Here is a 26,194-nt window from a genome sequence, read left to right as displayed (position 1 = left end):
GACGTTCAGGCCCTGAGTTCGAGGTGGCGGCGCAACCGGTTCGTTGTGAAAAGCATGGCGACATCGGTTTTCTCGTGATCGACAATCCACCCGTGAATGCAAGTTCGGTGGAAGTTCGCCGCGGACTGCTCGAAGGCATTCTTGCCCTCGGGAACGACGCCACGCTGCGCGGCATCGTCATCATTGGCGACGGAAGCACATTCATTGCCGGCTCGGACATACGCGAATTCGATGCCCCGATTCAGGCGCCGTCATTGCCCGAGGTGATTCTCGCGATCGAGAATGCAGCCGTTCCGGTCATCGCTGCGATCCATGGTCATGCGCTCGGTGGCGGCTTTGAGCTGGCACTCGGTTGCGATGGGCGCATTGCGGTTTCCGGGGCGACGATGGGATTGCCCGAAGTCAGCCTGGGCATGATTCCCGGCGCCGGCGGAACCCAGCGCGTCGCATACATCACGGGCAAAGCGAAAGCCGTCGAGCTTGTCGCTTCCTCGCGCCGGCTGACGGCAGCCGAAGCGTTGCAGCTCGGGCTCATCGACCAGCTCGTCGACGACGATCTGGCCGATGCCGCCGCACAGTTCGCGCTGACGTTCGCGGCAAGGAAGCGGCGGATTCGCGACCGCGAAGTTCCGCTTGCATCGGCCGGGGAAATCGAGTCGGCCATCGGCGCCGCCATGCGGCTGCGCAAGAACCTGCCTCATATCCAGCAGGCGGTCGACGCGGTCAACATGGCAGGCGATGTGCCGTTCGATGAGGCACTCTCACGGGAGCGCGCGGTTTTCGACGTGCTGCGCACGAGCGTTGCCGCGCGCGCATTCCGCCATCTGTTTTTCGCCGAGCGGGAGTGCCAGCGTTTGCGTTATGGCGGTCGTCCCGACACGGTGGGTATTCGTCGAATCGGCGTGGTCGGCGCGGGCACCATGGGTGTCGGCATTGCCGGATGCTTTGCCGACGCGGGCTATGAAGTCGTTCTGTTCGACACCCATGACATCGCACTGGCGGCAGTCGCGGAGAAGCTTCAGCGCACCTACGACACACTGCTGAAAAAGGGCAAGCTCGACGAACGCGAGATGCGCGAGCGGCTCGCACGAGTCCGTACGGTCAGCGATCTCGGGCAATTGAACGAGGTCGACCTCGCTATCGAAGCTGTTTTCGAAGATTTCGACGTCAAGCGCGACATCATGGCAAAGCTGCACGATGTCTTGCCGCCCGATGCCATTCTGGCTTCGAATACTTCGTATCTCGACCTCAACCGGCTTGCGGCGGACGCGGGTCGTCCACGCCGTACTGTGGGCCTGCATTTCTTCAGTCCGGCACAGGCGATGCGGCTTCTGGAGATCGTCGAAACGGAGCACACGGATGCCGCGACGGTAGACATCGCGATTGCAATCGCGAAACGTCTGGGAAAGGTGCCGGTGGTCGCTCGGGTCGCCGAAGGTTTTATCGGCAACCGTATTTTTGCGGCCTACCGCAAGCAGTGCGAGTACATGCTGGAAGAGGGCGCGTTGCCCGAGCAGATCGATGAAGCACTGGAGGAATTCGGCTTCGCGATGGGCCCGTTCGCCGTCGCGGATCTTTCCGGGCTCGACATCGCCTGGAAGATGCGTCAGCGCCTGAATGCGGTGAGCAGGCCCGCCCGCTATGTGACGATTCCGGACGCGTTGTGCGAAGCCGGCCGGTTTGGCCGCAAGACCGGTGCCGGGTATTACCTGTACGAGGCCGGTGGCCGGCGCGGTGTTCCCGATCCGGAGGTGCTCACGATCATTGCTCGTGAGCAACGGAAGAGGGGCATCGTTCCGCGCTCGCTGGGCAACGATGAAATCGTCGAGCGTGCGATGGCCGCCATCGTCAACGAAGCGGCGAAGGTGATGGAAGAGGGTGTTGCCTCTCGTACCAGCGATATCGACGTGGCGCTCGTGCATGGCTACGGGTTCCCGCGTTACCTGGGCGGCCCCGTTTTCTGGGCGCGGCAGCGCCGTGCTGACGAGATGCACGACATGATAAAGCGCGTGCAAGCCGCATCCGGCCCAGACTTCGTCGTGGGCGATATCGACGCGATGCTTGCGAAATGAAAGATCGGGCGAGCGTCGATCTCGCTCTGAACGACCGGACAGTAGAGGTGATGGAGTGAAAATTGTCGTGGCAGTGAAGCGTGTCGTGGACGCTAACGTGAAAGTGACGGTCGCCTCGGACAATTCGGGGGTGAACCTGAACAACCTGAAAATGGCGATGAATCCATTCGATGAAATCGCCATCGAAGAGGCTGTCCGCCTGAAGGAAGCCGGCGTGGCGAGCGAGGTGGTCGCGGTGTCGGCAGGCGTCGTGCAATGTCAGGAGACGTTGCGTACGGCGCTGGCGATGGGCGCGGACCGGGCGGTGCTGATCGAGACCGACGTGGAGTTGCAACCGCTTGCCGTTGCCCGATTGCTGAAGGCTGTGATCGACCGGGAGCAGCCCGGGCTCGTGATCCTTGGCAAACAGGCCATCGACGACGATGCCAACCAGACCGGCCAGATGGTCGCGGCACTCACGGGATTTGCGCAGGCCACGTTCGCTTCCAGAGTGGTGCTCGAAGAGGGGCGGGCCATCGTATCGCGCGAAGTCGACGGGGGAATCGAGACGCTTTCAGTGCGATTGCCCGCGGTCGTCACCACCGACCTCCGGCTGAACGAGCCGCGCTACGTCACCCTGCCGAACATCATGAAGGCGAAGAAGAAGCCATTGGAATCCCTGAAGCCTGAGGATCTGGGTGTCGACGTCTCGCCTCGCCTGAAGACGCTGAGGGTCAGCGAACCGCCGAAGCGTGCGGGAGGCGTGAAAGTGCCGGACGTGATGACGCTGGTCGACAAGCTCAGGACCGAAGCCAGGGTGCTTTGAAGACAACCGCAGGTGGTGGAGAAAGGGGATATGACGATTCTGGTGATTGCCGAACACGACGGCAGGCAACTGAAGGCCGCAACATTCAATACGGTCGCCGCGGCCCAGAAGATCGGCGGCGACATACACGTACTGATTGCAGGCCACAATGCCCAGGCGACGGCTGATGCGGCAGCGAAAATCGCGGGCGTCAGCAAGGTGCTGCTCGCCGACGCGCCACAACTCGCTGAAGGTCTCGCGGAAAACGTCGCGGCGACCGTGCTGAACATCGCGAAGGATTACTCGTACATCCTGGCGCCGGCAACGGCCTACGGCAAGAACGTCGTACCGCGTATCGCGGCGAAGCTGGACGTGGCGCAGATTTCAGACATCACAGCGGTCGATTCGGCCGACACATTCGAGCGCCCGATTTACGCTGGCAACGCGATCGCGACGGTGCAGTCGAGTGATCCGATCAAGGTCATCACGGTGCGCGCGACGGGTTTCGACCCCGTTGCGGCAGAAGGCGGTAGCGCATCGATCGACCGGGTCGAAGCGGCAGCGGACGCTGGCGTGTCGCAATTCGTGAGCCGTGAAGTGACGAAGCTGGACCGTCCGGAACTGACGGCAGCAAACATCGTCGTGTCGGGCGGCCGAGGCCTCGGCAGCGGCGAGCACTACACGAAGGTGCTGGAGCCGCTTGCCGATAAGCTGGGTGCTGCTTTGGGTGCCTCGCGAGCCGCCGTTGACGCGGGGTACGTTCCGAATGATTTTCAGGTCGGACAAACCGGCAAGATTGTCGCGCCGCAACTGTACATCGCGGTTGGCATTTCCGGCGCGATCCAGCATCTGGCAGGCATGAAGGATTCGAAGGTCATCGTGGCCATCAACAAGGACCCCGAAGCGCCGATCTTCAGTGTCGCCGACTACGGTCTCGTGGGCGACCTGTTCACAATCGTTCCGGAGCTTGTCGACGCGCTCGGGTAAAGCGGTGTCCATCGCTATCGAGCGTATTTGATTCTTGCAACGTGGCAGCCGGAGGGGCTCGTGAATGCAATGACTGGCTTTGAGATGCGCCGGCTGGCCGCGGCAGCTTCCGCGAATCAGGAGGATGCCTGTCTGTGGAGAACATTTTCACAACTGTACGAGGAACGGCGTATTCGCTGGTGTAACTCGCCGCAAGGATGGCTCGTATCGATCGATCACCGCCACCTCGCAAGCGAACCAAGTTTCGACGAGGCCATCCGCCGCGCCATCTCCCGACTGCAGTGGGCCGCAAGCCAGGCGCAATCGCCCGTAAGGAAGACACGTCGCGCTGTCGAAGGGAGTCCGTCATCGTCGCGCAGCTCTTCAGGCCGATAGTCTGCACGCCTGAACCGGCATGCTCGGGCGAGAACATGATCGAAGCGCCTGCATTGCGCAAGCGCTTCATGCTTTGAAATTGTGCGCCCGCCGGAACAGCTTTGGCCGCCAGCGGGCGCACACAGGGCGATCGCCACAGGTACCGCGCTCAGGCGATCTCCGTGACCTTGATCAGCTTGTGATTGAGAAATTCGCCGATACCAAGTTCCGAAAGCTCGCGCCCAAAGCCGGAATTCTTGGTGCCGCCAAAGGGCGTTTCCGGTGCATCCATGAAGCAGGTGTTGATGTACACCATGCCGGAATCGAGCTGTGCCGCGACCTTTTGAGCATGCGCGGTGTCGGCGTCGAAAACATAGCCGCTCAGACCAAATCGCGTGGCGTTGGCGAGCTTGATGGCCTCTTCCTCGCTATCGACGACATAGAAGGACAGGACCGGACCAAATGCTTCCTGGTCGAACAGCGGATTCTCGGGCGAGATGTTCGTCATGATCGTCGGCTCCAGGAAAAAGCCGGGCCGCTCGACGCGCTTGCCGCCGAACACGACTTCCGCGCCCGCTGCCTTCGCATCGGCGATCTGCTGCAACAGCGTTGCCAGTGCGCGTTCGCTGACGAGCGGGCCGATATCGGTTGCCGCGTCGGTCGGATCGCCTACCCTGATCGCGGAGAATCGTTCTTTCAAGGCGGTCAGCATCTGTTCGCCGCGCTCCTTGCCGACCACGATGACGCGCTTGATGTTCACGCAACCCTGGCCTGAATTGAAGGTGCGGCCCATCACGACCTGCTCGATCGCGTGTTCGAGCGGCGCGCCCGGCAGGATCAGAGCGGGGTCGCTGCTGCCCAGTTCGAGGATCGTCTTCTTGACGTTGCGCCCGGCGCGTTCACCGACCGACATGCCGGCGCGTTCGCTACCGGTGAGCGCCACGCCGCGCACACGGAAGTCGTCGATGAGGTCCGCTATCTGCTCGACGCTGCAGAAGAGGTTGGTGTATGCGCCGAGCGGAGCGCCGGCTTCCTCGAACAGCCGCGCAAACGCAAGCGCGCACTGCGGCACGTTCGGTGCATGCTTCATCAGCACCACGTTTCCTGCGACGAGTTGCGGCCCCGCCACGCGGGCCAACTGATAGAAGGGGAAGTTCCACGGTTCGATCGCGAGGATGACGCCGATCGGCTCGGACACCACCATGGCGCCAGGCGCGTCGGGCAAAGTCCGCGTGGCGAGGAAGCGTTCGCCGTTCCTGGCGTAATAGTCGAGGATATCGGCGGCGAGATCGACTTCCATATAGCCGAAGCGCGTCACCTTGCCCATTTCGAGCGTCAGATAGCGCTGATATTCGTCGCGCTTTTCACGCAGGATCCGGGCGGCGCGGCCCACGATCCGTGCCCGCTCGGCGACTGGCCGCTTGCGCCAGTCGTCATGGAAGCACGCGTTCGCCGTTGCCAGCGCCGCGAAGACTTCCTCGTTCGAGAGAAACGGAAATTCCGGACCGGCTTCGCCGGTTGTCGGGTTGATTGTCTGAAAGCTCATGATTTCGATTCCTTTCCTTTTCCGGAGTCCTTGTTACTGGGCAGGTGGGCTCTGCTCGAAGCGGGCCGCACCCGTGAGCGGCGTGAACCAAGGCGCCGCATGGTCGGTATAAATCTCGACCTGTGGCCGAGCCGTTTCCATATGTTCGAGCGTGCCGGCTTTTACGATGGCGATGCCGGGCAGGTTCTCCGCTTTCGTCATGATCGGAGAACCGCACGTCGGGCAGAAATGACGGTGGAGCGACAAGCCGCTATCGCCGCGATCGACGAAGAAGCGAGTCTCGCCGTGCAGTTCGAAGTCGCTCTCCTGCATCAGCAGGTTGACCGAAAACGCACTGCCGCTCTGCTTCTGGCAGTGCGTGCAATGGCATATCACGGTTGTTTGCGGCTGGCCTTTGAGCGCGTAGCGTACGGCTCCACACAGGCAGCCACCTTGCTGGTCTTTCACGATTTCCTCCTTATAGGCCAAATGATCGAAAACGATTTCGTCAAAATACGGCCGAGATGACCCATATCAAGGGCGCTACGATGAGTTCAGGTTCTGGCGGCCGCTTTTCGAACCGGTTCCTGCTGCCCGCCGTGAGAGGACCGCAGTATCATCTCGGGCGACCAGACCTCCTGCAGGTCTTCGGCCGGACGTCCCGCCATGTGCGCGAGGAGCAGTTCGACCATCCTGCGTCCCGCGTCGAGAGCGGGAGCGGAAAACGTCGTCAGAGGCGGATTCAGATAGGGGCCGAGCGGATGGTTGTCGCAGCCGATCACCGCGACGTCGGTGCCCGCACGTTTGCCGACTTCGGCAATCGCCTGCATGGCGCCGGCCGCGATCAGATCGTGGCCGCACATGATCGCCGTCGGCGGATGCTTCATGGCGAGAAGCTGCCGCGCTCCGTTCAGGCCGCCGCTCTCGCCGAAGTCGGCTTCGATCACCAGGCCGGCTTCGTAGGGCAGCCCCGCGGCGCTTAGCGCGGCCCGGTAGCCTTGCCGCAGATGGTGGCTCATCATCAGATAGCCTGGCGTATTCAATAGCCCGATGCGTCGATGGCCGAGGCCGATAAAGCGTGCGGTGCCGTTCCTGCCGGCCACGGTCCTGTCGATGTCGACATAGGGAAAGGGCGCGCCTGTCTCGCTTCTGCCCAGCGTCACGAACGGCACTTTCTGTTCCTCGAGGTAGCGTATGCGGGGATCGGTGCGCCGTGTCCGACCGAACATCACCGCATCGACGCGATGCTTTTCGACAAGACGGCGGAAGCTGTCAATCTCCGTCTCCACGGTCCGCCCGGTGACGATGACGAGCTGGAACGGCGAATTCTCCAGGCCCTGATCGATGCCCGTCAGCAGATCGAGAAAGAGCGGATGCGCGAGGCCGCTTTGCTGAGGCGACAGGACAAAGCCGATGGTTTCGGACGTCTTGGTGCGTAGCCGCCTTCCGCTCGGGTCGGGGAGAAATCCGAGGTCTTGCGCCGCGGCCCGCACCCGGCGTTTGGTTGCGTCGCTCACGTCCGGGCGGTCGTTGAGAGCCTTGGAGACCGTGGACACCGACAGCCCCAGTTGCTGGGCCAGTCCGACGATGTTGATACGCTGTGTCATGGCTGCCTTACCGAATCCGTGATCTGACGTTCAAGATGATCGGATTATAATCGAAATCGTTTTCGGTCGTTTGTCGGTGGGGTCGTGGGGTGAGTTATGGTTGCCGCGGGCAGTTCATCGAGGGATAAGACACGCGGAAGAACCGGCATTAGCACGGCAATTTCGAGATGTACTGTACGGCGGTCGTGCTAAAAGGGCCATTCCATAGACCCTTTCTGAAACTGCATGAGCGCACAAAAATTATCCGTCTATACGCCGAGCGATGGGGAATGGCGGGAACAACCTGGAGACATCGCGTATGTGAAGACCCCCGCGAAGGGGGATCGCAATGGCCCGTCCACAATAGCGATTTCCGGCGTTGGCAGGACGCACACAACGCGGGCGGCGATAGGGTTCTATTCTCCGATTACCGGGTTGTGAAAATCAATCCGATCAAGTTCGGGGTGCCGAAATGAGGATACTTTCGCGAGTGCGTCGCATCGGTGTCGATGTCGTCGTGGTAATCGTCGGGTTCAATGTCGTCCAATACATTGTCGACGCGCACGCAGGTACAACAGCATCCGAATGTAACAGCGTGATTTCACAAAGTGGCTTATATCGCGCCGAATCGTGCGTCACTGGCGGGAACGGGGACAATCGACATCCCGCCCAACTGGCGTGATCGGCTGCGCGCCATCCTGCCTTGACTTATACCTGTCCACGCCGTGCCAGCGCTTCAACATGCCTGACGCACTAAGGCCGAGCCCCGAGCGCCTGATACAGCGCCGCAGTATCGGCATAACGCTGCGCGGCGATTTTCGTGCGATCGAGTCCGGTCTGCAATTCCTGCCGCTGCGTATCGAGCAGCGTCAATTGACTGATGCCACCCGCCGCATAGCGTTCGCCGGCGATGCCCGCGCTGCGTTGCGCGCTGCGATGCGCATCGTCGAGCGCCTGCAATGCGAGCGCGTCCTGATCGAGCGCGCGCAGCGCATCGGCAACCTGCTGCAGTCCTTGCAGGACGGTTTGCCTGTACACGGCAAGCGCCGCTTGCAAGGCCGCTTCCGAGGAACGCTTGCGCGCCAGCAATTCGCCGCCATGAAAAAGCGGCTGCGTGAGACCCGCGCCGAAATTCCACACGTTGAAGCCCGTCAGCAGATCGGACACGCTCACGCGTTCCGTCGCCGCGCTGCCCGATAACGTGATGCGTGGATACATATTGGCGGTCGCGACACCGACGTTCGCGCTGGCCTGATGCAGCAGTGCCTCGGACGCACGGATATCGGGCCGCTGCTGCGCGAGCGTCGAAGGCAACGTTAGCGGCAGATCGGTGGGCAGCACGAGCGTATCGAGATCGAGCGCGGCGAGGTCGTGCGTGGCTGCCAGTTCCGCTGGTGCGCGTCCCAGATAGATCGCGAGTTGATGGTCGGTCTGCGCGAGTTGCGTGCGCAAGGGCGGCAACGTCGCACGGGTCTGCTGCACGAGCGTGCGCTGGCTCAGCAGATCGACCTCGGAGATGCCGCCCGCGTGATAGCGGCGCTCGGCGATATCGAGTTGCTGCATTTGTACCGCGAGCAGCGCTTCGGTGAGCGCAATCTGCCGTGCGAGCGACGCGCGCCGGATCGCCGCCGTCACGACATTGCCCGCGACCGTCAAACGCGCGGCCTCGAGTTCGTATTGCTGATAGTCGACCTGCGCGGCCACGGCTTCGAGCGCGCGTCGATTCGCGCCGAACAGATCGAGCGTGTACGACACCGTAACCTGCGCGCTGTACAGCGTGAACGGCGCAAACGACCGGCCCTGCGTCAGTGCGCCGAAGCCGAGTGCCTCAGGATCGATTTTCTCGCGCGTGGCCGACAGGTTCGCATCGACCTGCGGCCACAGCGTGCCGCCTGCCTGCGCGCGATAGTCCTGCTGCGCTTCGTCGAGTTTCGCGCGGGCTTGCGCGAGTGTGGGGCTGTCGTCGAGCGCCTGCTGCACGAGGGCGTCGAGTGTCGGCGAACCGAAGGCGCGCCACCAGCCGTCGCCGGGCAGATCGGCCGGCACGAAGTGCTGCGCGCCGCCGCCGGGGCCGTCGGATGCAACCGTGCTTGCCGCAAGCGGTGCGGCGGTATAGCTCGATACGGCGGTGACGTCGGGGTGATGAAAATCCGGGCCGACCGTACACGCGCACAATGCCGCGCTCGCGGCGAACACGGCAAGCCGGCGTGCGTCGAAACGGCAAGCCGCGACCTTAACAATCACAGCACGAAAGGCGGTAGCGGCAGAAGCGATGAGAGCAGTGGCGGCGGAAGCGGAACACATGGCGGGCCATCCTCAATCGAGCGTACGCCGGTAGAACTTCACGGCAATACCCATCACGACGCATAGAAAGATCAGCAGCGGCCATACGTGCGGCCACATGTCGGCCCAGCCGACGCCCTTGAGCAGAATGCCGCGCACGAGCCGGTTGAAGTAGGTGAGCGGCAGCAGGTTGCCGATGATTTGCGCCCACTTCGGCATGCCCGCGAACGGGAACATGAAACCCGACAGCAGGATGTTGGGCAGGAAGTAGAACATCGTCAGCTGCATGGCCTGCAACTGGTTTTGCGCGAGCGACGACAGCGTAATGCCGATCGTCAGATTGGCCGCGACGAACAGCAGTGCCGACAGATACAGCGCGATCAGACTGCCCTCGAACGGCACGCCGAATACGAAGCGCGCCGCCGCGAGAATGATGCTCACCTGGATCAGCCCGATCGCCACGTAAGGCACGATCTTGCCCGTCATCACTTCGAGCGGCAGCACCGGCGTGGCGAGCAGATTTTCCATCGTGCCGCGCTCGCGTTCGCGCGTGATCGCGAGGCCCGTCATCATGACCATCGTCATCGTCAGGATCACACCCATCAGGCCGGGCACGACGTTGTATTGCGTGACGCTTTCGGGGTTGTAGAGCCGGTGCAACTGCACGTCGAATGCGGCGGGGCCGACCGCGAGCGCCGACAACGGACCCGTGAGGTCCTTCTGCAACACGGATTGCGCAATCGACGGCAGCGCACCGAGCGCGGTGCCGACTGCCGTCGGGTCCGTCGCGTCGGCCTCGACGAGCAGCGAGGGATGCGCACCCTTGGCGAGATCGCGCGTGAAGCCGACGGGGATGTTCAGCACGAACAGCACCTTGCCTTGCGCGAGCGCACGGCGGCCGGACTCTTCATCGGGCAGCGTCGAGACGATGTCGAAGTAGTCGGAGTTGCGCATCGCCATGACGAAGCTGCGTGTGAACTCGCTGTGATCGGCGGCGATCACGGCGGTGGGCAGATGCTTCGGGTCGGTGTTGATCGCGAAGCCGAACAACGTCATCTGCATGATCGGCAGGCCGATAATCATCGCAAACGTGATGCGGTCGCGCTTCAGTTGCAGAAACTCCTTGCGCACGATGCTCCACCAGCGTGTCAGCGAAAAGCGCGGAAAGCGGCGGGCGGCGTTCACGATGCTTGACCCGTAGAAGGCGTTGCGTAGTTGTCGGTCGAGCGGCTCATCATGAAGATGAAGACGTCTTCCAGGCCCGTTGGCTGTCTTTCGATTCGCAGCGTCGTATTCGAGCGGGCCAACTGTTCGAGCGTCGCATGCAGCTCGGGCGTATCCGGGCCGCTCACGTGCAGCGACGAACCGAACGCGACCGTCTGTTCGACGCCGGGCGAGCGGCGCAGTTGTTCGCCGAGCTCGACGAGATTCTGGCCGTACACGGCCCATGTCGCGAGCCTCTGCGAATCGATGACCTCTTGCGACGTGCCTCGCGCGAGCAGCTTGCCGTATGCGATGTAGGCGAGCTTATGGCAGCGCTCCGCTTCGTCCATATAGTGCGTGCTGACGAGCACCGAGATGCCGCTTGCGGCAAGGCGATGCAATTCTTCCCAGAAGTCGCGGCGCGCGCTCGGGTCGACGCCCGCGGTCGGCTCGTCGAGCAGCAGCAGTTCCGGCTCGTGCAGCATGCACGCGGCCAGTGCGAGACGCTGCTTCCAGCCGCCCGACAGCGCGCCGGCCAACTGTTTGGCGCGGCTCGCGAGGCCGAGCTGTTCGAGCGCGCGATCCACTGCGTCGCGGCGGTTCTTCATCTCGTACATGCGCGCGACGAAGTCGAGATTTTCGCGGATCGTCAGATCGTCCCAGTAGGAGAAGCGCTGCGTCATGTAGCCGGCGTGCCGCTTGATCTGCGCGCTCTCGCGCACGATGTCGTAGCCGAGGCAGGTGCCGCTGCCGGAGTCGGGCGTGAGCAGGCCGCACATCATGCGGATGCAGGTGGTTTTGCCGCTGCCGTTCGGACCGAGAAAGCCGAAAATCTCGCCGCGCTGTACGCGCAGCGAGACATCGTTGACGACGTGCTTCGCGCCGAAATGCTTGTTCAGCCCGTGCACGTCGATGGCATAGGCGGGGTCGGCCGTGTTGCCGGCGGTGGCGGGTGCGTTCATTGCAGCGTCACCGTGACGGGTTGGCCGGGCCGCAGTTTCGGCGCATCGGCGGTCTGGGGTTGGGCTTCGACCATGAACACGAGCTTCGAGCGGCTTTCGTTGCTATAGATCACGGGCGGCGTGTATTCCGCCTGGTCCGAAATGAAGCTGAGCGTGGCCGGTATATCGGCCGCGCAGCCGTTGCAATGGATCGATACGCGGCGGCCCGGCGCGAGCGAACCGACTACGGCCTCGGGCACGAAAAAGCGCACCTTGACGTTTTCCGGCGGCAGCATGCGCACCACGGGACTGCCAGCCGGCACCCACTCGCCGCTGCGATACATCGTGTCGAAGACGAGGCCGCCGTGCGGCGCGTGGATGCTTTTCTGATCGAGCTTCCATTGGGCCTGGCCGAGTTGGGCCTGGGCCGCGTCGACTTGCGCCTGCTGCGCGCGAATCTGTTCGATCCGTCCCGGCAGACGCGCGACGGCGAGCTGGCTTTGCAACTCGCGTACGTGCGCGGCGCTCGACAGAGCGTTCGCGCGCGAGTCGTCGAGCTGGCTTTGCGCGATGCCGCCCGCGCGTAATTGCTGTTCGTCGCGATGGTACTGGGTCGCGGCGCGCGCGGCGTCCGCCTCGGCCTGCACGAGTTGGGCGCGCGTCACGTCGACTTCGGACGGGCGCTTGCCGGTTCCAAGATCGGCAAGCTGGGCGCGTGCCGCGCGCAATTGTTCGTTGGCCTGTGCAACGGCCTCGGTTTCGTTTTGTGCTTCGAGCGCGAAGAGCGGCGTGTTCTCCGTGACGGTCTGCCCGCGCGAAACCGCGAGCTGGGTCAACTGTCCCGCCTGCGACGATGCAAGATAGAGGTACTCGCCCTCGACATAACCTTGCCAGGTGTTCGCCGGTTGCCGCGAACAGCCTGCACACGCGATGCAGAGTGTCAGCACGACGGCAAGCGACGCTTTGAGCGCGGACGGAGTCATGACGGCTTCCTTTTCGCGTGGGGCGCCGTGGGCGTCGATGCGGGCGTTGGGGTTGCGTTCATCCCGCACGTGAGCAGCGCGACGACATGGCGTTCGAGCGTTGCGCGATCGAACGAGGTGCTCGGGTTCAGGCGCTGCCAGATCTTCGCGGTTGCCTGCGGCAGCATCACAAGGGCAAGCACGGAATTGAACAGCAGCGACGGTTCGAGTTGCGCGTTCAACTGGCCCGACGCGCAGCCGCGTGCGATGTTCCGACCAAACCCCGCGAGCTTCTGCAAGGGGATGTGGACAAACGCGCGCTCGCGCAGCAACCCGCCTTCATTGACGATTTCGCGCAGCCACAGCGAGGGCAGCCAAGGCATTTTTTCGGTGACGTCGAACATGCGCTTGACGATGCCTTGCGTCAGCGCAAGCGGATCGTCGTGCTCGGGGTCGACCGGTTCCCAGATCGCCGCGAAGGCGGCGACGAGCTTTTCCTCGAACAGTGCGTCGAGCAGCTTTTCGCGCGTCTGGAACCAGTAATGCACCATCGCGGACGTCACGCCGCTCGCCGCCGCGATTTGCGCCACCGTCGTGTTGGCGATGCCGCGCTCGGCAAACAGCCTGACTGCGACATCGAGCAGATGTTCGCGCGCGTCGAAGTCCTGCGGATGAGGACGGCGACCCATGCGGGAGCGGATAGGTTGGGGCATGCTCACGTCACTAATTGATGAATTAGTTAGTTTTAAGTCATTGATAGTAGGTCGCTTTCGCGGATGTTGAAGGAGGGAAAACCCTGGCGCGTGGGCCGCGTGGTGGCGAGGGCCTGTGTACCGGGACCACGGTTTGTGGGCAGGACGCGTTGCCGCTTACCTGCTGCATGGCATGCCGCGATTACGTCGCATGTAATTGGCGCGTGCGGAAGTGGCCTCTACACGTCGGCTATCGCACGATCAATCCGGTGGTGGGCGCCGTCAAGGAGATGCCATGTTTCGGCGTGCCATGTGACTGGAAGGTGCATCGCGGTTCGACCGTCACGCCCTCGATGCCGGTCATCCCGCTCGGCTTCGTTCGCGCAGGGGAAGTGTTGCGCTATTTCTCGATGGTTTCGACCGTAGGCAGGCCGCAAAATATTGGGTCGGCGCCGCGCGCAGAGAAGCCGCGAGAATCGTGTCGTGGCTGGGCAGGGCGCGCAACGCGGTGGCGAGAGTCGCGTCGGGCGCCGACAGATTGTCGGCCACTTTGTCCGGTGAGGTCTGATCGGACTCGGGCATGTAGATGTCGAGGCCGATCGCGAGCGTCTCTTCATCGATCTCGACGATGGTCACCGGCGGAGCGACGGGATGCGCAGGTGGTGCCGCTTGCCCACTGAAGCTTGATTTGCGGTTGCAAGGCACTTTGATGTTTTTCTGTGATTACGAGCCTCACTGAACGCGTCATCTATCTCCGTGGATATTCGCGTTTCGCACACAAATTTCGCTACTCTTTTTTTCTTGACCCTGCAAAGAAGATAGTGTTTGTATGTTTTCTCGAAATCGCGGCCCTTCATGATCATCGAGGCGTTGCGCAGGGTTTTCTTCGTATCGCACGCGTTGACTTCGCGATTCAATTGTCGCTGACAAACGGCCACACATTAATTTCGATGACGTTTATGTCAAAGATTTCCACCATCTCTTCTCAAAGGTGAAATGCATGAGTTCAACAATTAATAGAACGGGGTCATCCAGCCATAGTCCAGGCGGCATAGCCGCGAATACTGAGCGAACACACGAGACTCGGAATCAAGGTCAAGCTCCTACAATCAGGCGCCAGGAGAGCCAAGGGGTCATCATAGGGGGACTGCAGAGTCTTCGCCGCATGGGAAGCGGACTATTGAGATCTAATCGTCAACCAGGAGGGGAAGTACCACCTGTTCCACCGTTGCCGCCAGAGTTTGCGGCATCTACCTCGAACCGGAGACACTCCGTTGACTCTGTTTCAGTGACGTCGACGTTGATCGAAGGCCTGAATACGTTGGGGTACGATGAGCAACGGCCATCGCGGGCCTCCGGCGACGGTCAGATAACAGGTCCATCCCGGGAGTCGGGCGTATCCAGAATGGGGCGAGCGATGAAGCGGGTTGGCCACACTCCTCAGGAAAAGTTGAATGCCACGTCACGCGATGAAACCGCCCGCGGGGATAGCGCTAAACTTCAGCAAGCGCTCGCGAATGGAGCCGATCCGACCGCCCAGTCCTCCGAACATAAGAACAATGCTTTCCACTTTCTTGCAAAGAACCCAACTACGGACACGATCCGGCTCCTGCGGGATTGGGGACTCACAAACTCAGACCGGAAGCGCCTGCTAGGCCCCGCACTGCGGGCCCTGAATTCGGAGGGCCGATCGCCGCTTCACGTCATGCAATTCAACATCGGCCGAGCGCACGAAGCTAATGATGGAAAAAGCGCGCGGCTTCTCACGGAAGCGTTTAACCAGCTTTCGCCTTATGCCGAAAACCTTGAGAACCTTGTCGATAGTGCCGGCAGACATCTGAGCGAAATGCAGGCTCTTGGGCAAACTGCTCAATTACGAAGCCGACAGGCGGATCAGCAGATCAGAAGGGGTCTGCAAGATGCCGGGCTTGTTTAACACCCGGTTTTGCTTTTGGTGACAGTAGCCAGGAAGGAGTATGACTAAGCGTCGGCGTGCGGAATGAACCTTGGCGATGCGCCGAAACAGCGGCGCATCGCCCGCAGCATAGTCTCTGCTTCGGGCTTGCGTTTAAAGCGAAGACATTACCCTGCCAGACAATGGGCCGACTGGTGCTACACGTCAAGCTACCATTGCCGACAGTGCTGTCTTCTTTGACATCGATCTTGCCCTCTCAACTCCTTTGTCATCATCGCCTCGCTCAAAATCGGGGCGAAGACTGACGCCGGGCCATTACGTCATATCCAATCATCCAATAGCCGGAGACTTCGCACCACCAGCGACGCAGGCGGAGCAGCAAGGCAGGCGCGACGGCTGGGATGAACGTGGAGGCAGCGCAACCCGCCGCCGGGACGATATCGATCGGCACACTCGCCATCAAGCCTATAGCCTTCGCAGCGCAAACGGGCCGGCAGCCAGTTGCTGGCGCAGAAACTCGATCGCCACGCGCACCTTTGCCGAAGCCGAAGAACGTGCGGTCGACACGGCCCACACGTCGGCCGGGCGCGAGTAATCGGGAAGGATACGCACGAGCGCGCCCGACTCGATGCTCTCGGCGACATCCCACTCGGATGCCATGATGATGCCGTGTCCATCGTGCGCCCATTCGCGCACGATGTCGCTCTGGTTCGACGCCATCGGCCCCGTCACCTTCACGAACTCCGCGCCGTTCGGCCCGTTCAGTTGCCATACGCCGAATGCCTGCTGGCGATCGCGAAATGCCAGGCAGTCGTGCTGGACCAGGTCGGGCAGCGATTTGGGCGCTCCGTGCTTCTCGACATAGCTCGGCGACGCGCACAGTACGCGCGTACTCTCGGACACCTTGTGCGGAATGACGGCCGCTTCCTGGACTTCCCCCACGCGGATGTCGAGGTCGAAGTTCTCCCCGACGAGGTCCACGCGCCGATCGACGAGTTCGAGCCAGATTTCGAGTCCGGTATGGCGCTCGCGCAGCATCGAGAGAATCGGCGTGACATGCAGCCGTCCGAGTCGGAGACTCGTGCTGATCCGCAAGGTGCCGCGCGGTTCGCGCTCGCCGCCGGCGAGCAGGTCGTTCATCTCGACCACTTCCTCGAGAATGCGACGCGCGCGGCTGTAGGCGATATCGCCGTCTTCCGTCACGGCGACGCGCCGCGTCGTGCGATGAAAGAGCTGTACGCCCCACATGGCTTCCAGTGCGGCGATGCGCTTGCTGACGTAGGGCGGCGAGGTGCCGAGTTCGATCGCCGCCGCAATGAAGCTCCCACGCCGGGCGACCGCGCAAAGCACGCGCAGATCGCGAAGATAAAGTTCATTATTCATCTTCAGGTTATTTATGTGATATCAGATCGATAAATAATAACCGATCAAGTTCATAGTAATGTGTCGCCATACGATCCGGCGCGCATCGTGCGTGGCCGGCAACACAGGAGACACGTCATGGCCGCGGGCCACGCATTCCTTGCCATCTGGCACGACATCGAAACAGGCGAGACGCAGGCGTTCGAGCGCTGGCATACGCGCGAGCATATGCCGGAGCGCATCGGCATTCCGGGCTTTCTTGCCGCGCGCCGCTACGTCAACTGGTCGCTGCCGAAGCATGGCTGCTTCACGCTGTACGACGGCGCGCATATCGAAACCTTCCGCTCGCCGGGCTATCTCGCGCGCCTGAACGATCCGACCGAATGGTCGAAGCGCATGCATCCCGTCTTCCGTAATTTCATTCGCGGCGCCTGCGTGGTGACCGCGGGCATGGGCGATGGGGTGGGCGGCGCGTGCTCGACCTATCGCCTGACGCTCGACGCAAGCCGCCGTGACGACGTCATGCGCGTTTGCGCCGGCGCGCTGTACGACATCGCGGCCATCGACGGTGTGATCAGCGTGCGTCTCGGCTCGAACGTCGCCGACGTGACGAGCGTGCGCACGAAAGAGACCGAGCTGAAAGGCCCCAATCGGGAAGACGTATTCGATGCGGTCGTCATCGTGGAGGGTCTCGGTCTCGACGAACTCGGGGCGGCGCGCGAACGCGTGCTCGCTGCGTTGCGCACGGAAGGACTACTCGATATCGAAGCGGCCGATTACCGGCTTTCGCAATTGCTGTCGCACGCTCGCTGAACTTCGCATGCACACGCTTTTCTGAGCGCAGCTGGTGCTCAGGATTTCAAGCGGAAAAAAGGAGGAGACCCATGTCTAAAGCAACCCCTGCAAGTTTTCGCACTACCGACGATTCCCCGTTGCAGCGGGAAACGATGTCCGTTGTGATCCGCAAGATATCGCCCTTTGTCGGACTGCTGTTTTTCGTGGCGTTCCTGGATCGGGTGAACGTCAGCTTCGCCGCCATCACCATGAAGACCGATCTCGGACTCTCCGACGTCGCGTACGGCACGGGCGCGGGGCTTTTCTTCATCGGCTATTTCCTCGCGGAGATACCGAGCAACATGATGCTGGAGCGCTTCGGCGCGCGTCGCTGGCTGGCGCGCATCATGATCAGCTGGGGCCTGATTTCGGTGGCGATGGCCTTCGTGAATAGCGCCACGTCCTTCTACGTGTTGCGCTTTCTTCTCGGGCTCGGCGAGGCGGGCTTCTATCCGGGGCTCATGCTGTACTTTACCTACTGGTTTCCGATGCGCTACCGCGCGCGCGTGGTCGGTTTTCTGATGTTCGCCATTCCGGTGGCGAGCTTCGTCGGCGCACCGCTTTCGACCGGCCTCATGACGCTCCTCGATGGCGCTCACGGCTTGCCGGGCTGGCGCTGGCTTTTCGTGCTCGAAGGGTTACCGGCCGTGATTCTCGGTATCGCGACGATGCGCTATCTCGCGGACAACCCGCTCAAGGCGCGCTGGCTGCGCGACGATCAACGCGCCTGGCTCATCGAGGTGCTGGACGGCGAGCGCGCGCTCGCCAAGGTGCACGCGAAGGGCGGCTGGCTCGCGGCGATCTCGAATCCGAAAGTGCTGTGCGTCGTGCTGATGCTCGCATTGAACGGCCTCGCCACGAATGGCGTGAACTTCTGGCTGCCGCAACTCGTGAAGAGCTTCGGGCTGTCCACCTTCCAGACCGGCCTTGTCGCATCGATTCCTTATGGCTTCGCCGGCATCGCAGTCGTGTTCTGGGGGCTGCATTCCGACTTCAAGCGCGAGCGCGTCTGGCATTACGCGATCGCCGGATGGGTCGCGGCCGCGGGTCTCTTTATCGCGGGATACACGCTGAATCAGCCGGTGCTCAACATCGCGGCGTTGACGCTCGCCGTCATCGGCGTCAACGCGACGCAGCCCGCGTTCTGGACCATGACCGGCCTCGTGCTGGCGGGAACCAATGCGGTGGCGGTCGGTTTCGCCTTCGTCAATTCGCTCGGCAATCTGACGGGTTACGTGGGCCCGGTACTGGTCGGCTGGCTCAAGCAGAGCACGGGCAGCTTCGGCACCGCGCTGTTCGTTCTCGGCTGCACGACGGTGCTGATGGGCGCATTGCCGTTCACGCTGCGCCGCTACATCGTCGAGCAGGAGCACGGTAGCGAGACGGTGGCGCATGCCGTTTCCGACGAGGTGCGCGCGGGCGACCCTACCGGACGCGCGTGAGCGTTTCCAGAACGATAGCGAAGGAGCGACTCCATGAAGGTACTGATTACGGGCGGCGGCGGCTTTCTCGGGGCGTGGCTCGTGCGCGCGCTTATCGCGCGCGGCATCGACGTGCGCCTGATGGAATGGCGTGACGATCGCAGCATCGCGACCGCCGTGCTCGGGGCGTCGGCGGCAACGCTCGACTGGCGCGTGGGCGACGTGCGTCGCGCGGAAGATGTGCGCGCCGCGATGCGCGATTGCGATCACGTCATCCATCTGGCGGGACTGCTGACGCCCGCCTGCAAGAGCGATCCGCTGCTGGGCGCGGTGGTCAACGTCATCGGCACGCTGAATGTATTCGAGGCGGCGAAGGGAGCCGGTATTCGCAAGGTTCTGTATTCGAGCAGCGGCGGCGTCTACGGACCCGATGATCCCGAGGTGCCTTTTCCGACCACGCACTATGGCGCGTTCAAGCTCGCGAACGAGGGATCGGCGCGCGCATATTGGCTCGACCACGGCATCGCGAGCATCGGCTTTCGCCCGTTCGTCATTTACGGCCCCGGTCGCGAGACGGGACTCACGGCGGGCCCGACGCTCGCCTGCCGCGCGGTGGCGCGGGGCGAACCGTATGTCATTCCCTATACGGGACGCTCGGGCCTCGTGTTCGTCGGCGATGTCGCGGCGGCCTACGAGCGTGCGCTACTGCGCAGCTTCGATGGCGCTCACGTGGTTAATCAGCCGGGGCATAGCACCGACATGAGCGACGTGATCGACGAATTGAGTCGCATCGATCCCGCGGCGGACATTCGCGCGGAAGGTCCGCCGATGCCCAGTCTGTCGACGGCGATTGGCGCGACCGGCGAGGACGTGCTCGGCGCGCTGCCTCTGACGCCGGTTCGCGAGGGTCTGCATCGGACAGTCGAACATTATCGCGTGGCGCTCGTCGCCTGACGATCCAGCTTATCCGGGAGAACATCACATGAAGTTATTGGGCGCGCATACCTTCGGCACTGTATGGACGCATGATGCGGCAGGCGCCATTGCTGCGTTTTCTGAGCTTGGCTTTCGCGATTTCCAGTTGATGGCGATGGCCCCGCATCTGGACCCGTGGACCTGGCAGGCCGCGTTGCCGCCGCTGCAGCGTGCGCTCGATGCGTGCGGCGCACGCGTGATCGCCGTCGATCTGCCGAGCAGCGACATCAATATCGCAAGCTCGACGCCCGCTGCCGTGGAGTTCGCGATGGCGACCTACGAACAGGCGATGTCGCTGGCGCATGCGGTGAACGCGAAGTGGCTCACGATCAACTCGGGCCGCAAGCATATGCTTCTGCCGCCGCCCGACGAGCGTCCTCTTCAGGTGTACTCGCAAGCGCTCGAACGGCTTGTGCATCGCGCGGGCGAGCTCGGCATGCGCATCCTGATCGAGAACATTCCCGGCTGCCTGCTGGATACGGCTGCGGCGCTTGCGCAGTTTCTCGACCGACACGACTTCGGCAATGTGGACGTGCTCTATGACGTCGCCAACGCGGCCGCGATAGGAGAAGACCCCGTGGACGGACTCGCGTTGCTCGCGAAGCGTGTCGCGGTCGTGCATCTTTCGGATGCGGGCAAGGGCAAATGGCAGCATGCGCTGATCGGTTCGGGCGACATCGACTTCGAGGCGATACGCCGGCAACTCGCGGATATGCAATTCGCGGGGGACGTGGTGCTGGAGATTATCAGCGCGCGCCCCATCGAGGACCTGCGCGCTTCTCTCGAGAGGCTGCGCGCGCAAGGCTGGTGATAACGCGCGCGGGGAGAGGCTGAGACCGGCAAGCACGGGCGGCAACCGCAAGGCCGGCCGTCTGCCTTGCGCGATGCCGGGTCAGGCTCCGGGTGCTGTAGGTACTGTAGGTGCCGTATGCATCTCGTTATCGGATGGCATTCGCGGTGCTCAGCTTTGCGGCCCGGACGGCTGGTTTGCCGGCGCGCCGTGGTCGGTGCGCTGCTCGATCGCGCGAATGACCGCGATCATGTCCTGTTGCCCGTGGCCGAGTGCTTCGGTTTCGCCATAAAGCGCGTGGCAGAGGTCGAGCAGCGGCGACGCAATACTCGCGTCTCTCGCGGCCTCGGCCACGAGGCGACTGTTCTTCAGTACGTCGGTGATGGCGGCCTGCACCGAAAAGTTCTGCGTGGCCAGCTTGTCCAGCTTTACGCGCGATACGTCGCTGGCCATCGGTCCGGCATTGAGCACATTGGCGAACTGCGCAAGATCGATGCCGTGGCGCTCAGCGAAGTGTGTGGCCTCGGTCAAACCCGTGACCATGGTGATGAGAAACAGATTGACGGCGAGTTTCATCGTCAGGGCCGACGGCACCGCACCGCACACGAAGCTGTCGCGACACAGCGGCTTGACGAGCGCACGCACTGCTTCGACATCAGCGGCGGCGCCTGCGAGCATGACGACGAGCTGGCCCGCTTCGGCGGGCTTGCGCGAGCCCGAAACGGGCGCCTCGACGTAACGGCCGCCCGCCGCCTCGATCTCGGCCGCCAGCGCCTGGGAATATCCGGCCGACGTGGTCCCCATGTTGACGATCGTATGGCCGCCGACGCGCGCGCCGAATGCCGGCGTGCCGCGGCCAAGAAGGGCATCGATCGCGGGATCGTTGGCGAGCATGAGGATCACGGTCCGGCACTGCGCGAAGACCTCGCCGGCTTCCTCGACGACTTGCGCACCGGCGTCGCGCACCGTGCCGTAGTGTCCCTGGGAGCGGCTCCAGGCGACGAGTGGCGTGCCGGCCCGCACGAGGTTGAGCGCCATCGGCGTGCCCATGACGCCGAGACCAATGAATCCGACTGCTGTTTGCATAGGACCGCTCCAGGGTGAGGGAGATAACGGGAAGATGCGTGCGCGTCAATACGGCGGCATTTCCAATGCGTGCCCCGCATTGTGAGGCGTATCGGCATTTGCGTCAGCGATTCGCACAACGGCAGGGGCAAGCCGATCAGACCATCACGGCCGCATCGCGCCTCGAGCAGCGGGCAGTGGGCGCAGCGGCGTTACTCGTCGTCCGTTTGCTGCTGCGCGGAGCGCAGCCTGCGCATTTCCGTGTCGTCGAGATGTTCGAGCATTGCGCGGTGCGCGCCGGGCCCGTCACCCGCGAGAATGGCGTCGAGAATCGCCTTGTGAAGCGGCAATGAGATCGCGTGGTTTTCTTCCGCGCGCGAATTGGTCAGATGCAGCGATGCCAGCATCGTCGCGCGGATAGCATGGGCCAGCGGCAACAGGAAGCGGTTGTGCGCGGCGAGCAGGATGGCCGTGTGGAACTCCAGATCGGCTTTGATGAAGCCTTCGGTGTCGTCGGTGTGCGCGCCCGTGGCCATCGCTTCATACGCCGACGCGAGCCGCGTCTTGTCTTCCGGTCCGGAGCGGGTCGCCGCCAGGGCCGCCGCGGACGGCTCGACGAGCCGGCGCATTTCGATCAGATCTACTAGCACCGGTGCGTTTGCGCTGAGCTGGCTGTGCCAGCCGAGCACGGCCGGGTCGAGCTGATGCCAGTTCGGCGGTGCTGTCACCAGCGTGCCGCGTTTCTGGCGCGACTCGATCAGCCCTTTGGCGGCCAGAACCTGCAGCGCTTCGCGTAACACCGTCCGGCTCACGCCGTACTGCGCCAGCAGGTTCTCTTCCGCCGGCAGCGGACTGTCAGGCTCCAGCTTCCCGGAGACGATTTCGCGCCCAAGCGCATCCACTACCTGTTCGGTGCGCGTTTTGGGCAAGGGACCTTTCAACATCATGGCCTGGGGTTTTCCCGCTTAAAAGGTGAGTGAATTATATAATAATATTTAATAAATCGATCTAGGCTTGCCGCACCGAGGCGATGCCAGTCAATCAATTCGCCAAGGAGCCCAGATGAAAATCAGCGCCGTTCGCACCCATGTTCTCGAAGCATCATTATCCCAGCCGTTCGCTTATTCGCGCGCCTGGTACGCCAGCCGCACCGCGATGCTGGTCGAAATCGAAACGGATACCGGGCTGACCGGCTGGGGGGAATGTTATGGACCGGGACGCATGACGTCGGCCGTCGTGCAGGCCATGTCGCGCTGGCTGCTGAACCAGAATCCGCTGCACACGGACCGGTTGTGGCAGCAGATTTACGCCGATTTGCGCGATCACGGCCAGAAGGGGCTCGTGGTCGAAGCGCTCAGCGGCATCGACATTGCGCTGTGGGACATCAAGGGGAAGCACTTCGGCGTGCCGGTCTACGACTTGCTCGGCGGCCCGTTGCGCAATTCGGTGCGCGCGTATGCCACGGGGCTGTATCGGCGCGAAGGCGGCAACCCGCTGGAGTATCTCGCCGAAGAAGCGGCCGGCTATGTCCGCGAGGGATTTCATGCCGTCAAGCTGAAAGTCGGCTTCGGTATCCGTGACGACGTCCTCGCCGCGCACACCGTGCGCGAGGCCATCGGGCCGGAAGTCGGCCTGATGATCGACGCGAATCATGCGTATGACGCGGTCGCGGCGATCCAGTTGGGCCGCAAGCTCGAACATCTGGATATCGGCTGGTTCGAGGAACCGGTGCCCCCGGAAGACCTCGACGCCTATCGCGAGGTGAAGCGCGCGCTGCCGATTCCGATTGCCGGCGGCGAGTGCGAATTCACCCGCCTCGGTTTTCGCGACGTGTTCGCCTCGCACGCGCTCGATATCGTTCAGCCGGACACGTGTGCCGCGGGTGGTATCAGCGAATGCAAGAAGATCGCCGACATGGCGGCAACCTTCGGCATTCGCTACAACCCGCACGTCTGGGGTACGGGCATCGGCATCGCCGCCTCGCTGCAACTGATGGCGACGCTGCCGACGCATACGCCGACCTCGCTGCAGCCGGTCGAGCCGATTCTCGAACTGGACCAGACCGAGCATCCGATCCGCCAGGCGATTCTCAAGACGCCGCTCGTGCACTCGGGCGGCGGCATGGCTATTCCGGACGGTCCGGGCCTTGGCATCGAGATCGACCGCGACGCGCTCGAAGCATTTCGGGTTCGCTGATTCATTTCCAATCCGCCATTTCCCAGGCATTCCGATGACCTGGCGACCGCTCGCGCCTGCGGTCGGGCAACGCGCACCGGCGCATCAGGCGCTACAACAAGGGAAGGAGAAGCAGCATGCAAACACAGCGACTGGAGCCGTCAGGCGGGAGCGCGGCGGTGCCGGCACCGTGGTGGTCGATTGGCGGCACCTTGATGATCGGGTTGTTCGTCGCTTACCTCGACCGCTCGAATCTGTCGGTCGGCCTGCCGGGCGTGGCGCGGGATCTCGGTTTCGATGGCCCGCAGTTCGCGAAGGTATCCAGTTGGGCGCTGACGGCCTTTCTGATCGGCTATACGATTGCGAACATTCTCGGCGGCCTGTTGACGCGCCGGCGCGATCCGAAGTGGATCATGATCGCCTGCGTGGCGATCTGGTCGGTTGCGACGCTCGTCGTAGGCACGACGGGCTCGATCGCCACGCTGCTCGTTTGCCGCGTCGTGTTGGGCGTGACCGAAGGCATTTACTGGCCGCAGCAATCGCGCTTCGCCAAAGCGTGGTTTAGCCCGGAGCAGCGGACGACCGCCAATAGCCTGATCCAGTATTACGGTCAGTTTCTGGCGCTCGGTCTTGGCTTCATGATCCTGACGCCGTTCTACGATCTGCTGGGCTGGCGCGCGCTGTTTCATATCACGGGTCTGCTTGGACTCTTGATTATCGTGCCGTTGTATCTGTGGCGTTTGCCGCGCAAGGACGCCGCGCCGTTCCCCGAGCCCGCGGTTTCGACCGGGAAGAAAGAGCGGTTGACGCTCGCCTCGCTGGGCGGCCCCGCGTTCCTGCTTCTGTTGTTCAGCTACCTGACGCAAGGGGCGCTGTTCTGGGGCATCACGCTGTGGATTCCGCTCGCGGTCAAGACGCTCGGCTTTACCGGCTTCGAACAGGCATTCGCGAGTTCCATCCCTTATCTGTTCGCCGTCGTGCTGGCGATTCCGCTTTCACGCCTGAGCGACAGGACGAAGCGGCGCACCCTGATCGCCGGACTCGGGTTGCTCATTCCTGGCCTGCTCGTCGTGACTCTCCCGTTCGTGGGCGGCGCGATGGCCAAGATGATCCTGATTACGCTTTCGCTGGGGTTTTATGCGAGCGCGTTCTCGCCGAACATCTGGTCGATCGTGCAAAGCACCGTGCACCCGGACGCCGTGGGTCCGGCCGCGGGCATCATCAACGGTATCGGCGCCGGCGGTGGCGGCACCATGGCCGGCTTCGTGGTGGGCATGCTGTATCAGTCGACGGGTTCGTATATTCCCGGCTTCGCGACGTTGGGCGCGTTTGTCGTGCTAGGCGGTATCTCGCTGCTGCTGTTTGGCCGGGTGACCAGGCAGGGGTGAATCTGGTCTTCGCGCGATGGCGTTGCGGTGGCGTTGCGGTGGCGTTATATCGCGCTGATGTGCGGACGTGTATGCATGCACCATGCGGACGCTCCGCGCCGCCGCCTTCCGGTCGAGGCGCGCGGCGAAACAGATCGGTCGGGTTCAGGCCAGGTTGAGCATCGTGCCACGGCAATCCTTGGTGTTGCAGTGGCATGCGTAATCGTTGCGCGCCTCGTCGGCTTCTTCGGGCGGTATTTCGAGCGAGTAATCGATAAACAGCTCCTCGCCTGGCGCAATGTCGCGGATCGCGTCAATGTAGACGCGACCGTCTTCTTCGGCGGCTTCACAGTTTGCCATGCACGCGTGATTGAGCCACCGCGAGCCATTCCCGCCGCGGCCGCCGTCGATCACGCGTCCGTCGGACAGGCCGAACAGGAACGTGTGCCCGCTCTCCTCGCGTTTCGCGTAGTGGCGGGCGGCTTCCCGCCACGAGGTCACCAGACCTTTGTACTCGAAGATGCGCTCGCCCGTGGAAATCGCCCGAAGCGCAAAAACGCCCTTTCCATGAACAGAGGATTGCCGTACGGAGACACGCTTCATACCGGGCCACGCGAGGAGGAGAGAGGCTCCGAGTATAGCCGGAGGATAAGTCATTGGGCGGCATTTGAATCGTGCGAAACATGAGCATCGTCATGCGGTGTCCGGAGTCGTCCATTCCGCCGATGTCCACTATTTTGGATATTTAAGCATTGCCGTGGACGTACTCGTACTTTCGCCTTGACGATGCGACCGGCACCCTGACTTTGGACATTCCTTCGTGTCTTCCGTATCCGTTGGGCGCGCAATCGTAACGCGCACGACAGACAACGCCGCGTCTCTGCCTTTCGCGGACCTCGAC

Annotated in this window: 23 protein-coding genes and 1 pseudogene; 12 read left to right on the top strand and 12 right to left on the bottom strand. The window is 62.8% G+C overall.

The window, feature by feature from the left end; all coding sequences use genetic code 11:
* The first annotated feature begins 23 nt into the window (after window positions 1-23).
* Genes GXB81_RS00685 through GXB81_RS00675 form a run of 3 tightly spaced genes read left to right on the top strand, consistent with a single transcriptional unit; the run spans window position 24 to window position 3,843 of the window.
* The gene (locus tag GXB81_RS00685; RefSeq protein ID WP_346777761.1) at window positions 24-2,072 is read left to right on the top strand and encodes a 3-hydroxyacyl-CoA dehydrogenase NAD-binding domain-containing protein; all 2,049 of its coding nucleotides are present in this window, start codon (window positions 24-26) and stop codon (window positions 2,070-2,072) included.
* A 55-nt stretch (window positions 2,073-2,127) separates the two neighbouring features.
* Window positions 2,128-2,877: an electron transfer flavoprotein subunit beta/FixA family protein gene (locus GXB81_RS00680; RefSeq protein ID WP_167048532.1), complete on the top strand. Its 750-nt coding sequence runs from the start codon at window positions 2,128-2,130 to the stop codon at window positions 2,875-2,877.
* A gap of 30 nt (window positions 2,878-2,907) precedes the next feature.
* On the top strand, window positions 2,908-3,843 hold the full coding sequence (locus GXB81_RS00675) for an FAD-binding protein (protein WP_205988027.1): 936 nt from the start codon (window positions 2,908-2,910) through the stop codon (window positions 3,841-3,843).
* Between the two features lie 523 nt (window positions 3,844-4,366).
* On the opposite strand, the gene GXB81_RS00670 is transcribed toward GXB81_RS00675, so the two are convergent.
* The 3 genes from GXB81_RS00670 to GXB81_RS00660 all read right to left on the bottom strand — a co-directional run bounded on the left by GXB81_RS00670 (window position 4,367) and on the right by GXB81_RS00660 (window position 7,329).
* Window positions 4,367-5,743, bottom strand: a complete 1,377-nt coding sequence (locus GXB81_RS00670) for an aldehyde dehydrogenase family protein (RefSeq protein ID WP_167283392.1) — start codon at window positions 5,741-5,743, stop codon at window positions 4,367-4,369.
* Window positions 5,744-5,776: 33 nt separating this feature from the next.
* Window positions 5,777-6,190 (bottom strand): GFA family protein, encoded by a 414-nt coding sequence (locus GXB81_RS00665; RefSeq protein ID WP_167048538.1) that lies wholly within the window; start codon window positions 6,188-6,190, stop codon window positions 5,777-5,779.
* Window positions 6,191-6,276: 86 nt separating this feature from the next.
* On the bottom strand, window positions 6,277-7,329 hold the full coding sequence (locus tag GXB81_RS00660) for a LacI family DNA-binding transcriptional regulator (protein WP_241016168.1): 1,053 nt from the start codon (window positions 7,327-7,329) through the stop codon (window positions 6,277-6,279).
* Between the two features lie 167 nt (window positions 7,330-7,496).
* Here GXB81_RS00660 and GXB81_RS31845 point away from each other — a divergent pair, with 167 nt between their 5' ends.
* Window positions 7,497-7,784, top strand: a complete 288-nt coding sequence (locus GXB81_RS31845; protein WP_346777760.1) for a DUF6402 family protein — start codon at window positions 7,497-7,499, stop codon at window positions 7,782-7,784.
* A gap of 277 nt (window positions 7,785-8,061) precedes the next feature.
* Here the strand turns inward: GXB81_RS31845 and GXB81_RS00655 are convergent, their stop codons facing one another.
* The 5 genes from GXB81_RS00655 to GXB81_RS00635 are packed head-to-tail and all read right to left on the bottom strand — an operon-like array spanning window position 8,062 to window position 13,386.
* Entirely contained in the window at window positions 8,062-9,612 is a 1,551-nt protein-coding gene (locus tag GXB81_RS00655; protein WP_241016166.1) for an efflux transporter outer membrane subunit, read from the bottom strand.
* A 12-nt stretch (window positions 9,613-9,624) separates the two neighbouring features.
* A complete protein-coding gene (locus GXB81_RS00650; RefSeq protein ID WP_167048542.1) occupies window positions 9,625-10,776 on the bottom strand; it encodes an ABC transporter permease in 1,152 nt (383 codons plus the stop codon).
* Window positions 10,773-11,756, bottom strand: coding sequence for an ABC transporter ATP-binding protein (locus GXB81_RS00645; protein WP_205988026.1), 984 nt, complete (start codon window positions 11,754-11,756; stop codon window positions 10,773-10,775). The genes GXB81_RS00650 and GXB81_RS00645 overlap by 4 nt, the downstream gene beginning before the upstream one ends.
* Window positions 11,753-12,718 (bottom strand): HlyD family efflux transporter periplasmic adaptor subunit, encoded by a 966-nt coding sequence (locus tag GXB81_RS00640; protein ID WP_167048546.1) that lies wholly within the window; start codon window positions 12,716-12,718, stop codon window positions 11,753-11,755. The genes GXB81_RS00645 and GXB81_RS00640 overlap by 4 nt, the downstream gene beginning before the upstream one ends.
* Window positions 12,715-13,386: a TetR/AcrR family transcriptional regulator gene (locus tag GXB81_RS00635; RefSeq protein WP_205988150.1), complete on the bottom strand. Its 672-nt coding sequence runs from the start codon at window positions 13,384-13,386 to the stop codon at window positions 12,715-12,717. Before GXB81_RS00635 ends, GXB81_RS00640 begins: the two co-directional genes overlap by 4 nt.
* A 308-nt stretch (window positions 13,387-13,694) precedes the next feature.
* Between GXB81_RS00635 and GXB81_RS31280 the strand changes: the two are divergent.
* Both GXB81_RS31280 and GXB81_RS00625 read left to right on the top strand, forming a co-directional pair.
* Window positions 13,695-13,832: pseudogene (locus GXB81_RS31280) on the top strand (transcriptional regulator); the annotation flags it as partial.
* A 1,262-nt stretch (window positions 13,833-15,094) separates the two neighbouring features.
* Window positions 15,095-15,325, top strand: coding sequence for a hypothetical protein (locus GXB81_RS00625; RefSeq protein ID WP_205988025.1), 231 nt, complete (start codon window positions 15,095-15,097; stop codon window positions 15,323-15,325).
* Window positions 15,326-15,769: 444 nt separating this feature from the next.
* Here GXB81_RS00625 and GXB81_RS00620 read toward each other — a convergent pair whose 3' ends face one another.
* Window positions 15,770-16,687 carry a LysR family transcriptional regulator gene (locus GXB81_RS00620; RefSeq protein WP_205988024.1) on the bottom strand — a complete coding sequence of 306 codons (918 nt, stop codon included), beginning with the start codon at window positions 16,685-16,687 and terminating at the stop codon, window positions 15,770-15,772.
* 117 nt (window positions 16,688-16,804) lie between these two features.
* On the opposite strand from GXB81_RS00620, the gene GXB81_RS00615 reads away from it, so the two are divergent.
* The 4 genes from GXB81_RS00615 to GXB81_RS00600 all read left to right on the top strand — a co-directional run bounded on the left by GXB81_RS00615 (window position 16,805) and on the right by GXB81_RS00600 (window position 20,707).
* Entirely contained in the window at window positions 16,805-17,479 is a 675-nt protein-coding gene (locus GXB81_RS00615; RefSeq protein WP_167048554.1) for a hypothetical protein, read from the top strand.
* Between the two features lie 71 nt (window positions 17,480-17,550).
* On the top strand, window positions 17,551-18,942 hold the full coding sequence (locus GXB81_RS00610; protein ID WP_205988023.1) for an MFS transporter: 1,392 nt from the start codon (window positions 17,551-17,553) through the stop codon (window positions 18,940-18,942).
* Window positions 18,943-18,975: 33 nt separating this feature from the next.
* Window positions 18,976-19,875, top strand: coding sequence for an NAD(P)-dependent oxidoreductase (locus GXB81_RS00605; RefSeq protein ID WP_205988022.1), 900 nt, complete (start codon window positions 18,976-18,978; stop codon window positions 19,873-19,875).
* A gap of 28 nt (window positions 19,876-19,903) precedes the next feature.
* Window positions 19,904-20,707, top strand: coding sequence for a sugar phosphate isomerase/epimerase family protein (locus tag GXB81_RS00600; RefSeq protein ID WP_205988021.1), 804 nt, complete (start codon window positions 19,904-19,906; stop codon window positions 20,705-20,707).
* Between the two features lie 150 nt (window positions 20,708-20,857).
* Here the strand turns inward: GXB81_RS00600 and GXB81_RS00595 are convergent, their stop codons facing one another.
* Both GXB81_RS00595 and GXB81_RS00590 read right to left on the bottom strand, forming a co-directional pair.
* A complete protein-coding gene (locus tag GXB81_RS00595; protein ID WP_205988020.1) occupies window positions 20,858-21,772 on the bottom strand; it encodes an NAD(P)-dependent oxidoreductase in 915 nt (304 codons plus the stop codon).
* A gap of 191 nt (window positions 21,773-21,963) precedes the next feature.
* A complete protein-coding gene (locus tag GXB81_RS00590; protein WP_167048564.1) occupies window positions 21,964-22,698 on the bottom strand; it encodes a FadR/GntR family transcriptional regulator in 735 nt (244 codons plus the stop codon).
* Window positions 22,699-22,813: 115 nt separating this feature from the next.
* On the opposite strand from GXB81_RS00590, the gene GXB81_RS00585 reads away from it, so the two are divergent.
* A complete protein-coding gene (locus GXB81_RS00585; protein WP_205988019.1) occupies window positions 22,814-23,947 on the top strand; it encodes a mandelate racemase/muconate lactonizing enzyme family protein in 1,134 nt (377 codons plus the stop codon).
* 116 nt (window positions 23,948-24,063) lie between these two features.
* On the top strand, window positions 24,064-25,314 hold the full coding sequence (locus GXB81_RS00580) for an MFS transporter (protein WP_167048568.1): 1,251 nt from the start codon (window positions 24,064-24,066) through the stop codon (window positions 25,312-25,314).
* A gap of 144 nt (window positions 25,315-25,458) precedes the next feature.
* On the opposite strand, the gene GXB81_RS00575 is transcribed toward GXB81_RS00580, so the two are convergent.
* The gene (locus GXB81_RS00575) at window positions 25,459-25,896 is read right to left on the bottom strand and encodes an SET domain-containing protein-lysine N-methyltransferase (RefSeq protein WP_205988018.1); all 438 of its coding nucleotides are present in this window, start codon (window positions 25,894-25,896) and stop codon (window positions 25,459-25,461) included.
* Window positions 25,897-26,194: the final 298 nt, after the last annotated feature.

This window comes from Paraburkholderia sp. Ac-20336 (genome assembly GCF_017105025.1).
Lineage (GTDB): Bacteria > Pseudomonadota > Gammaproteobacteria > Burkholderiales > Burkholderiaceae > Paraburkholderia.
This window is presented reverse-complemented; position numbering and strand designations above follow the sequence as displayed.